This is a genomic window from Rhizobium sp. CIAT894 (assembly GCF_000172795.2).
In the GTDB taxonomy this organism is placed as follows: domain Bacteria; phylum Pseudomonadota; class Alphaproteobacteria; order Rhizobiales; family Rhizobiaceae; genus Rhizobium.
This window is the reverse complement of the sequence record NZ_CP020947.1, coordinates 3,021,897-3,035,401: the sequence shown is the minus strand read 5'-3', so window position 1 is coordinate 3,035,401 and position 13,505 is coordinate 3,021,897. Positions and strand designations below refer to the sequence as shown.

The 13,505-nt window shown below is 60.9% G+C and carries 18 protein-coding genes; 13 read left to right on the top strand and 5 right to left on the bottom strand.

Features of this window, described 5'->3' with window-relative positions; translation table 11 throughout:
• Positions 1–111: 111 nt before the first annotated feature.
• The gene (locus tag RHEC894_RS15080; protein ID WP_085737872.1) at positions 112–357 is read right to left on the bottom strand and encodes a hypothetical protein; all 246 of its coding nucleotides are present in this window, start codon (positions 355–357) and stop codon (positions 112–114) included.
• Between the two features lie 130 nt (positions 358–487).
• Here RHEC894_RS15080 and RHEC894_RS15075 point away from each other — a divergent pair, with 130 nt between their 5' ends.
• The 3 genes from RHEC894_RS15075 (at position 488) to RHEC894_RS15065 (ending at position 3,342) form a co-directional block, all read left to right on the top strand.
• Positions 488–1,207 (top strand): Crp/Fnr family transcriptional regulator, encoded by a 720-nt coding sequence (locus tag RHEC894_RS15075; RefSeq protein ID WP_085737871.1) that lies wholly within the window; start codon positions 488–490, stop codon positions 1,205–1,207.
• A 131-nt stretch (positions 1,208–1,338) separates the two neighbouring features.
• Entirely contained in the window at positions 1,339–2,559 is a 1,221-nt protein-coding gene (locus RHEC894_RS15070; protein WP_085737870.1) for an MFS transporter, read from the top strand.
• Positions 2,560–2,745: 186 nt separating this feature from the next.
• A complete protein-coding gene (locus RHEC894_RS15065; RefSeq protein WP_085737869.1) occupies positions 2,746–3,342 on the top strand; it encodes a DUF922 domain-containing protein in 597 nt (198 codons plus the stop codon).
• A 158-nt stretch (positions 3,343–3,500) separates the two neighbouring features.
• Here RHEC894_RS15065 and RHEC894_RS15060 read toward each other — a convergent pair whose 3' ends face one another.
• Both RHEC894_RS15060 and RHEC894_RS15055 read right to left on the bottom strand, forming a co-directional pair.
• Positions 3,501–3,851 (bottom strand): YidB family protein, encoded by a 351-nt coding sequence (locus RHEC894_RS15060; RefSeq protein ID WP_010069326.1) that lies wholly within the window; start codon positions 3,849–3,851, stop codon positions 3,501–3,503.
• Positions 3,852–3,920: 69 nt separating this feature from the next.
• On the bottom strand, positions 3,921–4,391 hold the full coding sequence (locus RHEC894_RS15055; RefSeq protein ID WP_010069327.1) for a hypothetical protein: 471 nt from the start codon (positions 4,389–4,391) through the stop codon (positions 3,921–3,923).
• A 251-nt stretch (positions 4,392–4,642) separates the two neighbouring features.
• Here RHEC894_RS15055 and RHEC894_RS15050 point away from each other — a divergent pair, with 251 nt between their 5' ends.
• The 5 genes from RHEC894_RS15050 (at position 4,643) to RHEC894_RS15030 (ending at position 7,453) form a co-directional block, all read left to right on the top strand.
• Entirely contained in the window at positions 4,643–4,996 is a 354-nt protein-coding gene (locus RHEC894_RS15050; protein ID WP_085737868.1) for a DUF1428 family protein, read from the top strand.
• A gap of 123 nt (positions 4,997–5,119) precedes the next feature.
• A complete protein-coding gene (locus RHEC894_RS15045; protein WP_085737867.1) occupies positions 5,120–5,872 on the top strand; it encodes a carbonic anhydrase in 753 nt (250 codons plus the stop codon).
• A gap of 219 nt (positions 5,873–6,091) precedes the next feature.
• The gene (locus tag RHEC894_RS15040) at positions 6,092–6,514 is read left to right on the top strand and encodes a secondary thiamine-phosphate synthase enzyme YjbQ (RefSeq protein WP_085738999.1); all 423 of its coding nucleotides are present in this window, start codon (positions 6,092–6,094) and stop codon (positions 6,512–6,514) included.
• Between the two features lie 115 nt (positions 6,515–6,629).
• Positions 6,630–6,935 carry a hypothetical protein gene (locus tag RHEC894_RS15035; RefSeq protein ID WP_085737866.1) on the top strand — a complete coding sequence of 102 codons (306 nt, stop codon included), beginning with the start codon at positions 6,630–6,632 and terminating at the stop codon, positions 6,933–6,935.
• 167 nt (positions 6,936–7,102) lie between these two features.
• Positions 7,103–7,453: a hypothetical protein gene (locus tag RHEC894_RS15030; RefSeq protein WP_085737865.1), complete on the top strand. Its 351-nt coding sequence runs from the start codon at positions 7,103–7,105 to the stop codon at positions 7,451–7,453.
• Between the two features lie 300 nt (positions 7,454–7,753).
• Here the strand turns inward: RHEC894_RS15030 and RHEC894_RS15025 are convergent, their stop codons facing one another.
• Complete coding sequence (locus RHEC894_RS15025; protein ID WP_085737864.1) at positions 7,754–8,491, bottom strand: SIMPL domain-containing protein; 738 nt, start codon at positions 8,489–8,491, stop codon at positions 7,754–7,756.
• 492 nt (positions 8,492–8,983) lie between these two features.
• Here RHEC894_RS15025 and RHEC894_RS15020 point away from each other — a divergent pair, with 492 nt between their 5' ends.
• Both RHEC894_RS15020 and RHEC894_RS15015 read left to right on the top strand, forming a co-directional pair.
• Entirely contained in the window at positions 8,984–9,535 is a 552-nt protein-coding gene (locus tag RHEC894_RS15020; protein ID WP_085737863.1) for a hypothetical protein, read from the top strand.
• A 194-nt stretch (positions 9,536–9,729) separates the two neighbouring features.
• Entirely contained in the window at positions 9,730–10,503 is a 774-nt protein-coding gene (locus RHEC894_RS15015; RefSeq protein WP_245339471.1) for an FkbM family methyltransferase, read from the top strand.
• Between the two features lie 117 nt (positions 10,504–10,620).
• Here the strand turns inward: RHEC894_RS15015 and RHEC894_RS33035 are convergent, their stop codons facing one another.
• Entirely contained in the window at positions 10,621–10,767 is a 147-nt protein-coding gene (locus RHEC894_RS33035) for a hypothetical protein (protein WP_010068834.1), read from the bottom strand.
• A gap of 252 nt (positions 10,768–11,019) precedes the next feature.
• Between RHEC894_RS33035 and RHEC894_RS15010 the strand changes: the two genes are divergently transcribed.
• The 3 genes from RHEC894_RS15010 (at position 11,020) to RHEC894_RS15000 (ending at position 13,490) form a co-directional block, all read left to right on the top strand.
• Positions 11,020–11,214 carry a hypothetical protein gene (locus RHEC894_RS15010; RefSeq protein WP_010068833.1) on the top strand — a complete coding sequence of 65 codons (195 nt, stop codon included), beginning with the start codon at positions 11,020–11,022 and terminating at the stop codon, positions 11,212–11,214.
• Positions 11,215–11,498: 284 nt separating this feature from the next.
• Positions 11,499–12,269, top strand: coding sequence for a polysaccharide lyase (locus RHEC894_RS15005; RefSeq protein WP_085737862.1), 771 nt, complete (start codon positions 11,499–11,501; stop codon positions 12,267–12,269).
• Between the two features lie 6 nt (positions 12,270–12,275).
• Positions 12,276–13,490, top strand: coding sequence for an adenylate/guanylate cyclase domain-containing protein (locus tag RHEC894_RS15000; protein WP_085737861.1), 1,215 nt, complete (start codon positions 12,276–12,278; stop codon positions 13,488–13,490).
• Positions 13,491–13,505 lie beyond the last annotated feature (15 nt).

Sequence of the window (13,505 nt, the reverse complement as noted above, 5' to 3'; positions counted from 1 at the left end):
CATGATGTCGCCCGAAAACCGCACTTTTCGGCATCATGCTCTGGCGTCGCATCCGGCGACCGAAGGAGCGAAACGCATGTGTGACCGGCGGCAGCCGTCAAACGGCCGCCGCTATCGCAGGGCGTCGAGCCATTCACTGCTGAAGACGAGGCTCGCCACCGTGACCGGATCGCCGCTTTCGTTGCGAACGATGACGGCAATGGTCGTGCGGTCACCGGCGGGCAGTTCGTCACGAGCCACATCCAGCAGGATGCGGGTCACCTCCTTCGGGATGTCCTCACGCGATCGCAGCTCGGTGCCGTGCTCGTCGCGTGTCGGACCTTCGCCGTTGTGCAGATCGAAAAAGTAGCGAGCCATGTTCTTTCCTGTGCGTCACAGGGGGAAATTACCGATGAAGACAATTGTTCCCGAGGCTAGGCATTGATTCCGTTAGAAAATACAGGTCGCATCGTGGCTGTCCCCTCTTGCGAAAGCGGCGGACAAGCGCGTGATTGAAGCCCTGCTGCTCAACCTTGGAAGTCGCGATGTGCTGTCGGCCGAGGAGGAAAACCTTCTCCGATCGATTCTGGTCAAGGATCGGCACTTCGCTGCCGGGGAGGACATCGTCCCCGAAGGCAGCCGCCCGCCCTACAGCACGCTGCTGCTCGACGGTTTTGCGGCGCGCTACAAGGTCATGGCCGATGGCAGCCGGCAGATCACCGCGCTGCATGTCGCCGGCGATTTCGTCGATCTGCACGCCTTTCCCGTCAAGAAAATGGATCACGGCATCGTTGCGCTGTCGCCCTGTTATGTCGCCTTCGCCGACCACGGCGATCTCAGGACGATCACCGAACGCATGCCGCATCTGACCCGGCTGCTGTGGCTCGATACGCTCGTCGACGGCGCCATTCATCGCGAATGGATCGTCGCCATGGGCCGGCGCTCCAAACGCGCCCAGATCGCCCATCTCGTCTGCGAACTCTTCGTGCGCCTGCAGGTCGTCAAGCGCACGCGCGGACCAAGCTTCCAGTTTCCATTGACGCAGATCGAGATGGCCGATGTGCTCGGCATCTCCGTCGTTCACCTGAACAAGACGCTGCAGGCGCTGCGGCGTGAGGGTGTCTTCACCTGGGAAAACCGGACGATCACCATCGTCGACTGGGAGCGTCTGCAGGAAATCGCCGAATTCGATCCCGCCTATCTCAGCATCTCCAGGGAGCCGCGCTGATCCCGGACACAATCGGGTGACAACAGCGCATCCCGATTGACAAACCGACCATCGGAGCAGAACACCGCTCCAACATCCGAGAAAAACCTCCTGAAGGCCGTAGCCTCCGATCGTCGGCCGGTGACATCGCAATGGACATATCCCAAGGCCCGCGGAGCGTTCTGCGCCACCCCGGCTATCTGAATTTCGCCGCCTCCCGCGTCTTTTCCTCGCTGTCCTTCCAATCCATCGGCATCGCCATGGGCTGGATGATTTACGACCAGACGCACAGCGCTCTTGCGCTCGGCCTCGTCGGCCTCTGCCAGTTCCTGCCGATGGCGGTGCTGACCTTCGTCGTCGGCCATGTCGCCGACCGGTTCGACCGGCGGCGCATCGGCCTCATCTGCCAGCTGATCGAGGCGGTGACGGCGCTGGTGCTGGCGATTGCCACATGGCAGCAATGGCTGACGCCGGCCGGCATCCTGGCCGCCGTCACCGTGCTCGGCGCCGTCGTCGCCTTCGAGCGGCCGACCATGGCGGCGCTGCTGCCGAACATCGTGCCGGCCTCGATGCTGCAGAAGGCGATCGCCACCTCCACCTCGATGATGCAGACGGCGCTGATCATCGGCCCGTCGCTCGGCGGCCTGCTCTATGGCCTGAATCCGGTGGCGCCTTTTGCTGTCGCCGCGCTGCTGTTTGCCGTTGCGAGCTTCAACGTCATTGCCATCCGCATGCAGTGGGCGCCTGGTAAGCGCGAGCCGGTAACGCTTGCCTCGGTCTTTGCCGGCGTTTCCTTCATTCGCAGCCGGCCTGTCATGCTCGGCACGATCTCGCTCGATCTCTTCGCCGTGCTGCTCGGCGGCGCCACCGCGCTGCTGCCGATGTTTGCCCGCGATATCCTGCATGCCGGCCCCTGGGAGCTCGGCCTGCTGCGCGCAGCGCCGGCCATCGGCGCGCTCGCCATGTCGATCCTGCTTGCCCGCCGGCCGCTCGAAAGCAATGTCGGCCACAAGATGCTTGTCGCCGTCTCGGTCTTCGGCCTCGCCACCATCGTTTTTTCGCTCTCCACCAATATCGTGCTTTCGGTCGCCGCCCTGCTTGTCGTCGGCGCCTCCGATACGGTGAGTGTCGTCGTGCGCAGTTCGCTGGTGCAGTTGCTGACGCCGGATGAGATGCGCGGGCGTGTCAGTGCCGTCAATTCGCTGTTCATCGGCACCTCCAACCAGCTCGGCGAATTCGAATCCGGCATGATGGCGGCCGTGCTCGGGCCGGTCGCCACCGGCCTCGTCGGCGGGCTCGGGACGATTATCGTCGTGCTCCTCTGGATGCGGCTCTTCCCGGATCTCACCAAGGTCAAGACGCTGCAGGGTTGAACCATGCGTGGCGCGTTGAAAGTGGAGGGCGGTCCGGCTAGAACAGGATGATTTAAGGCCGGGTCGGCCTTAAATCATCCTGTTCTAAATTAAAGAGTTAGAGCATGATGTCGCCCGAAAACCGCTCACACTTTTCGGCATCATGCTCTAGGGTCCGCGCGAACCATCATTCGGCGGGGGCCGCGCGTGACGACAAGCTTTCCAACTTATGCAATGGCGGCGATTTTCGCCTTGGCGCCGGCCGCCGTACGGGCCGAATGGCAGGCGGTGGAAGAAGTGCGGCCCTATTCGATATCGGGCAGGACGGGCGCCGAACTCTATGAATCGATCGGCGCGCGCGGGCCCGAAGTCGGCGCAAGCCGGGTCATCGCGCATACGACGTTCAAGCTGACCTGGACCCGCAAATACGAAGCGCAGGGCAACGCCTGCGTGATCACCACCAATCGGCCGAAGCTGATCATCACCTACACGCTGCCCAAACCGTCTGTCGCGCTGCCGGCCGCCGTCAAAAGCAGCTGGGAGAGCTTCATCACGGGCGTTGCGGCGCATGAGCGGGTGCATGGCGACACCATCAAGGAGATGGTCAAGGAGATCGAGGTGATGAGCATCGGCCTCACGGTCGCCGACGATCCGGATTGCAAGAAGATCAGGGTCGAACTGACCCGCCGGCTCGGCGAGATCTCTCAAGGACAGCGCCAGCGCGGCCGCGACTTCGACAAGGTCGAAATGGGTGACGGCGGCAATATCCAGCAGCTCATCCTCAAACTGGTGAACGGGCCGTGATCGGGCCGAGGCGTGCTGGTAAGTTAAAGCATGTCGCGCAAAAGTGTGCAGCGGTTTTACCAGGCAAAGCGCGAAGCGCTTTTGCCGCAACGACATGCGTAAACCAAAGACCTAAAGCGCGAGGAGCGAATCTGAAAGATTGCGACGCGCTTTAGGAGTCAGGAGGTTCGGATCGTCCCGTCAGGACTTGCTTGATCCACCGCCGCCGGCAGGTGTTGCGCAAGGATACTCGCCACCTGGTCGGTCGGCACGCCAAGTTTCTGGGCAAGCGAGACGAGATACTCGTTCGAAAGCGCAGAGCGGATTTCGTCCGGGGTGATCGGCTGGTTTTCGCCGCGTCCGAGCCAGGAATTGACGCGTGATCCAAGGCCGGCGTCGTTCAGTTTGGTCACCACGCCGTCCAGCCCGCCGAATTGGGAAAAGGCATCGGACATCAGTCCGGCGAGGCCGCCCGGATGGTTGCTGATCGCGTTGCTGAGCATTCCGCCAAAATTGTCAAAGAAACTCATTGCATCCTCCGTATGGATTGTTATCGACGCCGCTTTCCGGCGACGTCGATAATTTCGAGCGAAATGACATCAGGACTTCAGTTTGCTGTTGCAGATGCTGTAATAGCCGCCGCCCTTCTTGATCCAGGTGAGGCCACCCAGACTGTCATTGGCCTTGTCGGCTTTGTATTGATCAAGACAGGTATGCATTCTCGCCTTGCCCGGTGACTCGCTTGCGTATTTCGCCGAAACCTTGGTGGGGAAGACCACCCCCTTTGGAGCCTTGGTCGTGGTCATCGGCGGTTCGGATGCGTTATCCGTGTTGGCCATTGTCGGCTCTTCGTCCTTGGCATCGCCCGCAGCAGGCGCTGCCGCGGCATCGGTTCCGCATTGCGCTTTGCGGAAATCATTCCACTTCATTCCGTTCAGGCTGTTGGCCGCTTGGGCGGATTTGTATTTGGCGCTGCATTCCTGCATCGTCATGGCACTCGCGTGAGACGCGAAGGCGAATGCTCCGATACCAAGGGCGACGGCTGTTCCGATAAAAGCAAGTTTGATCATGAATACATCCTCCACGAGCTGTGTTGATGCCGACGCCTGAGCGTGTGCACGCGCCGTGTGGGTGGGTGCAGTCAGGCAACACCAGATCGGGGGGTAATACTGTCAAATTTTAGGCGATTATTATATAAGAGAGTAATAAATCAGTAAATTTACATATAGTTGCGATCGGAGGAATGCCCGGTTCCTGGATATATCCGGCTGGGCCCCTATCTCCGCCAGCACGAGGCGCAGATGCTCAAAGGAGATGTATCATGTCCTATGTCGATGGTTTCATCGTGGCGGTGCCGAAAGCGAATGTCGAGGCCTACAAGGAATTCTCGACATTGGCCGGCACGATCTGGAAGGAACATGGTGCGCTCGAATATGTCGAATGCATCGGTGACGACGTGCCCTATGGCGAACTGACCTCCTTTCCCCGCGCCGTGCAGGCGAGGGAGGATGAGGTGGTGGTGTTTGCCTGGATTATCTACCGCTCCCGGCAGGAGCGCGACGATATCAACGCGAAGGTGATGGCCGATCCGAGGCTCAAGGATGACCAATGGCAGATGCCGTTCGACGGCAAGCGGATGATCTATGGCGGCTTCGAGACCCTGATCAAACTCTGACCGATGGCATCGGCGCAACGGGTCGCACTGCCGCCCTATGGCTTCTCTGCGTTCTTGCCTGTGATATAGTCGCCCCGAATTCGGCAAAGCCATAGCGGATGTCTGGCAACGAGGGGAACGGACATGCAGCGACGTGATTTCATCAAGGGACTATTTGTGCTTGGCGCCTGCCCGGCCTGTGCCCAGGCCGACTTTGCCGCCGAGGCCGCGCATTGGAGTTATGAAGGCCAGTCCGGCCCCGATCATTGGGGCGCGATGGCGCCGGATAATGCCGCCTGTTCTGCCGGTTCGCAGCAATCGCCGCTCGATCTGACCGGGGCCGTCAAGGCGGAACTTGCGCCGCTGACGCTCGACTGGAAGGCCGGCGGCAAGATCGTCAATAACGGTCACACGATCCAGGTCACCGTGCCCGAGGGCAGCACGCTTTCGCGCGGCGGCAACCGCTACGACCTGCTGCAATATCATTTCCATGCACCGAGCGAACATCATGTCGACGGCCGCAGCTTCCCGATGGAGATGCACTTCGTCCCCAGGCGCAAGGAAACCGGCACGCTTGGCGTGCTCGGCGTATTCCTGACGCCGGGGGCGGCCAATGCCGGTTTCTCGCGGCTGGCGGCTGCCTTTCCAAAGACATCGGGCGGCGAAGCCGCGGTCGACGACGTCGACCCGAACGGCCTGCTGCCGAAAGAGCTGACCTACTGGTCCTATGAGGGATCGCTGACAACGCCGCCCTGCAGCGAGATTGTCGATTGGATGGTGCTGCGGCAGCCGATCGAAGTCGACGAAAAGGATATTCGCGCCTTCACCACGCTCTATCCGATGAATGCCCGCCCGGTGCTTGCCGCCAACCGGCGCTTCATCCTGTCCTCTTTCTGAGGCGCCCGACTCGCCCGGGCAAGCTCGCCTTTGCCAGGCAAGCTCGTCTTTGCCGGGCAAGCTTGCTTTGCCCCAGGCAAGCTTGCTTTGCCGGGCAAGCTCGCCTTTGCCCCGGCAAGCTTGCTTTGCCCGGGCAAGCTCGTCTTTGCCCCGGCCAGCTTGACTTGCGGCCGGCGGCGCGGCACCTCGCAAGCTATCGTTCGGAGACGGGAGATCGCCTTGCCCCAGACCATTCTCACCCTGTCCACTCGCGGGCAGGGCCTTTACGAATTCACCGATCAGGCGGAAGCCTTCGTCAACAGGTCGGGACAGGCGGAGGGGCTTCTGACCGTCTTCGTGCGCCACACCTCCTGTTCGCTGCTGATCCAGGAAAATGCCGATGCCGATGTGCGCACCGATCTTCTCTCCTTCTTCCGCCGCCTCGTGCCGCCGGCCTCCGATCCGTCGATGGGCTGGGTCGTGCATCGGGCCGAGGGACCGGATGACATGCCGGCGCATATCAAGGCTGCGCTGACACAGGTCTCGATCGGCATTCCCGTTGCGCGCGGCAGGCTGATGCTCGGCACCTGGCAGGGGCTTTACCTCTTCGAACACCGCGACCGCCCGCACCGGCGCGAAATTGTGCTGCACCTCAGCCCCTGAGGGATTAATCCTTCTGAATAGGAGGTGAATGTCCGGTTCGAACAGCGTTCAGTTTGCGGGGTCTACTGTCGAGACAATCCCTGAAGGGAGATAGTGCTAACGACGGAGACATCCCATGACGCATTTCCTCACCAAGGCTTGCCTCGCCGCAGTGCTCGCCCTCGGCGCCGTTCCGGCCACTTTCTCCACGGCCGCCGCCGCGGGAACGCAGACGAATTTCATCGTCGAGGCGCAATATTCTCGGCCGATCCGCGGCTGCTCGCCGATCCATGCCGTGAACAAGGCGCGTGATTTCGGCCTGCGCAGAGCCCATATTACCCGCATGTCGCCGCGCGTCGTCGTCGTTGCCGGCCGCGACCGTCACGGCTGGGACAGAATGGTCTTCGCCAATGTCCGCGGGTGCCCGCTAATCCGCCGCTAGGACACTGGGGCGGCAAGCGCCGACGAGCGCTTGCCGCCGTTTTGCCTTGACGGCGCCACTTTCCGCCGTCTTTTCTCTAATCCGTATGAGTGATTCCCGATGACGCTTCGGCGTGATGAGGAGGAGGGCGGCTCGGCCGCACCGACTATAGAACGAAAGGTTTTTCGATGATGCAGTTTTTGGCAAAGGCGGGTCTTGCCGTCATGCTGACAGCCGGCACCCTTGCCGGCACCGTGGCGCCTGCCGCCGCCCAGTTGAATATCATTATCGGCGATCAGGACCGTGCGCCGCGCGATTATCGCCGTCCGCCTCCGGACTACGAGCGTCCGGGCTTCGACCGCCGGCCGCGCGGCTGCGATCCGCGTCTCGCCGAAGATATGGCTCGCGATTACGGCTTCCGCCGCGCCCGCGTCGTCGATATCACCCCGCGCCGCGTCATCGTCCAGGGCTGGACCCGTCGCGGCCCCGGCGAAATGAGCTTCGCCAACGTCCGCGGCTGCCCGGCGATCCGTCGCTGATATCAAATACCGCCTCGTCTCCCCGATGCGGCGGCCAGAACCGCCTTTGCCAGTCTCCCCGGATCGGCAAGGGCGGTTTTCTTTTGCGGGCTGTACCGGCCGTAGACCCCTCCCCAACCCCTCCCCACAAGGGGGAGGGGCTAAGAAGCCGCACCGCTTCAGATAATTTCCATCGCAGCAATTCGTTGAACAGTAGCAGCCAGCAGGACCTTTATTCTGGCCGCTGCCGGTAACCGCAGCTTAGTCCCTCCCCCTCGTGGGAGGGGTTGGGGAGGGGTTTTAGCTGCCACCGGTGTAATCTTACTGCTCGATCGCAAAAGTGACGGTGACGCTGATATTGTAAGTGTTCTCGCCGCCCTGGACCGGAACGGCAGAATCCGCTTCCTTCATCATCGTGGCGCGATAGGCGGGCTGCGGCATTGCGCGCGGCACATTCTCGTTGATCTCGATGATGCGACCGAGCTTGACGCCGGCGGCTTCACTCAGCGTCTTGGCCTTCTTCACCGCCTCGGCGACGGCGTTCTTGCGCGCCTCTTCGATCGCCGCTTCCGGCTTGTCGTTGGTGAACTGGATGTCGCCGCCCTGGTTGATGCCGAGCGTGACCGACTGGTCGATGACCGCTCCGAGCTTGGCCAGATCGCGCAGCCTGACAGTGACCGAATTGATCGTCTGGTAGCCGATCAGCTGCGGCTGCTGCTGCTGGCCGTCGACCGGCTGCGGGTAATTATATTGCGGCTGGATGGAAAAGCCGGAGGTTTGCAGGTCGCGCTCGGCGATACCGCCGTCTTTCAGCGCCTTCAGCACCTCGTTCATCGCCTTGTTGTTTTCGTCGAGCGCTTCGCGGGCGGTTTTCGCCTGCTTGACGACGGCGAGATTGACGATCGCCATATCCGGAGCCACGGCCTTTTCGCCATCGCCCGTCACCGAAATCACCGCCTCGCGCGGCTTTGCCTCCTGCGCCAAGGCGGGCGCTGCGGCCGCGATCGGCAGGGTCAGAAGGGCAGTCATCAGAAGAGTCTTGGAGAGAATCGGCGCCATGTTTCATTCCCTAGTTGTCGTTTCCCGGACGAACTTTCTGTCGGTTGATTGTGAAGCTATTGCGGCGGAAGGGAAGGGCGAGTGCGCATGGAGAGAAAAATGTTGAGGGTGCTCGACGCAGTCGGCTTGACGGGAGTGACGCGGAGAGAGGCTGCCGTGTGATACCCCCTCTGCCCTGCCGGGCATCTCCCCCACAAGGAGGGAGATCGGATGGGCGCGATGGCTTCCCAAACAATCAGCGTCCAGCACGACGAAACGGTAAATGGACAGGAAGTGCGGGCCACTTGTGATCTCCCCACCTGTGGGGGAGATGCCCGGCAGGGCAGAGGGGGGAGGCGCCGGCACGCCGGTAAAGATGCCAGCCAACAATGCTCCTCCGCTTAATCCAGCTCCGTAACCCGCCACCTTCCCAAATCCCCCAAAGCTGCTAGCAATGACGGCGGGTTAAGAAACAGGGGCTTCCGGACACTTCGTGCCCGGCAAGGGGGCAGCATGCGTTTCATGGCAGTTCTTTCGATTGGTCTCGCCATCGGCTTGGCGGGCTGTACTCAGGTGGCGGAAAAGGCGGAGAGTGCAGCCAACCGCTCGTTCACCAGCTACGCGCTGGGCAAACCCTATGCGGAAATCGCCAATCTCGGCCAGTCGCCAATGGCGCGGCTTTCCGGCTCCGACGCAACCTTCGGACCGATGATCGGCGCAACACCGTTGAAGAACGGCACGACGATCTACCGGCATATGGCGCCTGCGGCGAGAACCGAGACCGGCACGAATTTCGCCGGTCTGGTCGGCAGCTCCACCGTTTCCGAGAATAACCGCCTTTCCTATTTCCTGGTCGGCGCCGACGGGATGGTCAAGGATTGGGCGACGGGCTCGGTGCAGGGCAGCGCCAGCGATTGCGTGCAATATATCGGCGGCATCATCAACCGCTGCAACGACATGCGCCAGCTGCAGGCGTCGCTTGCGCTCTACGATGCCAGGGTGGCGACCAAGGCCGGCCAGCCCATATCAAGCTGGGGCGAACCGGCAGCGCCCGTGGTGAACTGAGCATGCAGGACGAATGGATCGCAGGCTTGCGCTCTTCGCGCGCCGCGGATTACCGGGGAGCAGGAGTTCGCAAACCCGCGTCGGGAACTCGGAACCAACCGCGTCGGCTTCACCTAAAGAACTAGGCGTGGCGAAATGGCCGCGCAAGGCATCCACTATCGGCGATCTAGCCACGGGTTGCCAATTCACCCAAGATGCAGAAACAGGTGGACAGGCCGCTCGGCGAGCGGATGGCGCACGCGTTTGAGTTACTGGGAGCCGACATGCTTCATATCGCTAATATGGCGCCACCTCGCTTCAGGCTGTGGACGCGCGCTTCACGGGAATGGCGTCGCGGTGAACCCGAGCTCCGGATCCTCGATAAACTATGCCGTCGAGGCCAGACTGCGATCGATATCGGCGCGAACTACGGTGTCTATTCCTGGTTCTTGACCAAGTATGCGCGCGATGTCGTCGCCTTCGAACCTCAGCCCCACATGGTCGCTTTTCTGGAGGCTGCGCTTGGTTCGTCGGTTCGGGTCGAGCAGGTCGCACTTTCCGACAGCGCCGGCGTTGCAACGATGCGGATTCCCCGTGACCAGCTTATGGATGGCTGCGCCACGATTGAGGAGCAGAATAGGCTCTCGACGCAAAATGTGGAAGAAATCTCCGTCCCGACCCGGCGCCTGGACAGCTATCAGTTCGGCCCGGTAGGCTTCATCAAGATCGACGTCGAAGGGCACGAACTAAAAGTTCTGAAAGGCGCGGAAGCTCTGTTGAACCGCGATCGGCCGAATCTGCTCATCGAAGCGGAAGAGCGACATCGACCCGACGCTGTTGCCAGCGTGATCGACTATCTCAGGCCGTTTGGATATTCCGTCTATTGCCTGAAAGATCGGAAACTTTGTTCCCTGTCGATCGACGAGGCCCGGAAAGGCTCTTCCGGCACGCCTTATAACTACGTCTTTTCTATCGGCGCGGATCTATAAGGCGCCTTTCGCGCGCCCCGTACTTTCGGTTTCATCAAAAAGGCTGAAAGAGCGGCGGGCGCGCCAGCCGGGATAGGTCGTTTACCTCACCCGGCGGCCGGCGGACGCATTGTATGGTCAGGCGCCGAAATCATCCATGAAAGACGGATGGATCGCGGGCTTGCGCTCTTCGCGTGCGTCACGAAAACGCTGCGGAACCGCACCGAGACCGGTGACGAAACGGGTCAGGAGGTTGCGGTTGAAAAGTTTCTGTATGGCACTCATGGCAGTTCACTCATTCTTCTTTTTGTTAGCCGGCGGCATATATTTTGCCCAGGCTGCCATAACAATGGGCAATTTTGCATGACAGTTATGTGACAGTGCATGGGCTTGAAAAGATGGGTTGAATAGCGATCACTTTAGCGTGACGAGAGGCCGCCGCGGGCCGTCGATTGCCATTAATCAATGCCTGCATTCTCTGTGCCATGGTAGATTGCTCGGCCGGGGCAAAGCCACGCCCTCCGAGGAGACGCTCAGATGAACCGATTTTTCGCCGTTATCGCGACCGGAACGCTGATCAGCCTTGCCACGATCACTTCGGCCTGCACATCCACGAGCCCCGACCAGACGTCGTCGATCGGCGGCGGTTATTACCACTACGAGAGCCAGCCGCTCAATCCCGCCTGCGGCGGTGGATTCAGGCCGAGCGATGGCCGTTCTTGTAGCTATTAAACGCACTCGGCGGCAGATCTGAGCCTATTCCCAGCAGCGAAGGTGACGCCTGGGAAGCCCATGTGTGCGGCTCAATCTCGGGAGACAGGGAAATATTCTAATGTAAACGAAGTAAAAATTCTATCAATGTCCGATTTTCTCATTTAATGACGTCATCCGTAAGAATTACCATTTCATATTTGAGTGCATCTCCATTTTATTCGTTTGTCTTTGTGTTAATATTTGCCGGCGGAGCTGACGCATCAGCTTTCCAAAGTCATCACTAGCTTAGGGCGGAGGTTAGGATGGGCGGCTTTTCTCTCGGAAGAATCTCTATTGCTGCGGTCATCTCAGCGCTTGCAGCGTCATCGGTCGCATCGGTCGCATCGGCCGCGGATGGATTTGGAAGCTTTTCGCTGCAGTCGGCGAAGAGCTATTCGTATCAGCGGGGTGCCGCCCCGGATGGCTCGAGAGCCGAGCGTTTCGAACTCCGTTCGGGCGATTGCCCGTCCTCCACGGGGGATTGCCAGGCCGATCGCGAACGGGTGGAGAAATGGGAGAACAAGCCGGCATCGCGGCTTGACCACGAATATTGGTACCATTTTTCCGTTTTCATTCCGAAGGACTGGCCGGCCAGCGGCTCGATCAACACCAAGCTCGGGCAGTTCCATCAATTCGGCAACGGCAAGCCGCCGGTGCTCTTCGAAATCCAGAACGGCCAATACATTTTCGAGCTGTCGAATCCTGCGGTCAGACAGGCAAGCCCGATGCAGCCGCTGGCGCCCTTGCGGCAGATCGGCCTCACCTCGGCGAGTGCGATGAAAGGCCGGTGGACGAGTGTGACGGTCAACGCCAACTGGTCGAGGACGCCGGCGGGCTTCGTCAATGTGTGGGTGAACGGCGCCAAGAAAGTTACGCTGAAAGGCCCGAATGTTGATCGCGATTCCCCCGTCTATTTCAAATACGGGGTCTACCGAAGCTTCGTCAGCCGCCTCAAATCCGACGGCCCGCTGATTGCCTGGTATAGCGGCATCCGCCGCGGCTCCAGCCGCAATATGGTGGACGGCACGCAATAGGGGATCATGAAACGCGCGCTTGCAACAATATTGGCTGCCGACGTGGCGCAGTACAGCAGCCATATGGAGGAGCATGAGGCCTCGGCCCTTGCGCACCTTGCGGAGCTTCGCGGCCGGATGGACCCGATCATCGCCAGGTTCAACGGGCGGATCGCCAATACGGCGGGCGACAGCGTCATTGCCGTTTTCGAAAGCCCGGTCGAAGCGGTTGAAGCGGCGATCGCGATCCAGGAAGCGCACAAGGCCTACAATGCCGGGGTGCCGGAGCGCGAGAGGCTGCGCTACCGGATCGGCATCAATATTGGCGACGTCACCATCCAGCCGAATGGCGATGTGCTCGGAGGCGGGGTCAACATCGCTGCCCGCCTGGAGTCGGTCGCTGTGCCGGGCGGCATCTGCGTTTCCGAAAACGTCTATGAGCAGGTCGATCGCAAGCTGCCGACGACCTTGACCAAGCTCGGCGAGCAATATGTCAAGAATCTCGAAAAGCCGATCAAAGTCTATGCGATCGGCGAGACGAGCAACCGACTGGGCCACCGGTTGCAGACATCTCTCACCCGGACGGTGAAGCGACCCGCCACGCAGCTCATCATGCTCTGCCTGGCGCTCGTGGCAAGTTTCCTCTCGGTCACTCTGCTCCTGAATATCCGGACTCCGGATTGGGCCACGCGCGGCGATGAGCGCGGGCAGTTCAAAGGGCTGACGAAGGCGCAGATCCTTGCGAAATTCGATCTGGTGACCGAGGGGCACTTCGAGAATTCCGATTATTACATCATCCGCTATTGGGGCGGCCTGACGATGGATGTGCTGGAGGATCTTGCCGAAGCACTGGGCGGCCATGTCGTGACCATCAATTCCCCGGCCGAGAACAAGTACCTCTTCGATCTCTCCCTTCAGAAGCCCGGCCATTGGATGGTTCAGGATATCAGCGACGGCTCGAAACAGGTCAGCGGCCCGATGATCGGGCTTGTGCAGGCGCCGGGCTCAGTGGAGCCCGATCAGGGCTGGCACTGGCTTGATGGGGAAGAGGCGAGCTACACCAATTGGGACCGGGGAAGCCCGGGCAATTCAAAAGGCCATCAGGATCTCGCCCAGTTTCGCGCGATGGGAACCCAGCCGGGGCCGTACTGGGACGACATCGACGATTGCCAGGATTCGGTGATTATCGAAGTGCCGGCTGAGGGCGAGAAAAAGGCATCGCTCGCTGACGGATCAAACTGAGTAGCGGTGACGGCG

Bases quoted from the DNA above. Each gene is read 5' to 3' on its own strand.
- RHEC894_RS15080 (WP_085737872.1), bottom strand. From the start codon at position 357: ATGGCTCGCTACTTTTTCGATCTGCACAACGGCGAAGGTCCGACACGC.
- RHEC894_RS15070 (WP_085737870.1), top strand. From the start codon at position 1,339: ATGGACATATCCCAAGGCCCGCGGAGCGTTCTGCGCCACCCCGGCTAT.
- RHEC894_RS15060 (WP_010069326.1), bottom strand. From the start codon at position 3,851: ATGAGTTTCTTTGACAATTTTGGCGGAATGCTCAGCAACGCGATCAGC.
- RHEC894_RS15055 (WP_010069327.1), bottom strand. From the start codon at position 4,391: ATGATCAAACTTGCTTTTATCGGAACAGCCGTCGCCCTTGGTATCGGA.
- RHEC894_RS15050 (WP_085737868.1), top strand. From the start codon at position 4,643: ATGTCCTATGTCGATGGTTTCATCGTGGCGGTGCCGAAAGCGAATGTC.
- RHEC894_RS15045 (WP_085737867.1), top strand. From the start codon at position 5,120: ATGCAGCGACGTGATTTCATCAAGGGACTATTTGTGCTTGGCGCCTGC.
- RHEC894_RS15035 (WP_085737866.1), top strand. From the start codon at position 6,630: ATGACGCATTTCCTCACCAAGGCTTGCCTCGCCGCAGTGCTCGCCCTC.
- RHEC894_RS15030 (WP_085737865.1), top strand. From the start codon at position 7,103: ATGATGCAGTTTTTGGCAAAGGCGGGTCTTGCCGTCATGCTGACAGCC.
- RHEC894_RS15025 (WP_085737864.1), bottom strand. From the start codon at position 8,491: ATGGCGCCGATTCTCTCCAAGACTCTTCTGATGACTGCCCTTCTGACC.
- RHEC894_RS15020 (WP_085737863.1), top strand. From the start codon at position 8,984: ATGCGTTTCATGGCAGTTCTTTCGATTGGTCTCGCCATCGGCTTGGCG.
- RHEC894_RS15015 (WP_245339471.1), top strand. From the start codon at position 9,730: ATGCAGAAACAGGTGGACAGGCCGCTCGGCGAGCGGATGGCGCACGCG.
- RHEC894_RS33035 (WP_010068834.1), bottom strand. From the start codon at position 10,767: ATGAGTGCCATACAGAAACTTTTCAACCGCAACCTCCTGACCCGTTTC.
- RHEC894_RS15010 (WP_010068833.1), top strand. From the start codon at position 11,020: ATGAACCGATTTTTCGCCGTTATCGCGACCGGAACGCTGATCAGCCTT.
- RHEC894_RS15005 (WP_085737862.1), top strand. From the start codon at position 11,499: ATGGGCGGCTTTTCTCTCGGAAGAATCTCTATTGCTGCGGTCATCTCA.
- RHEC894_RS15000 (WP_085737861.1), top strand. From the start codon at position 12,276: ATGAAACGCGCGCTTGCAACAATATTGGCTGCCGACGTGGCGCAGTAC.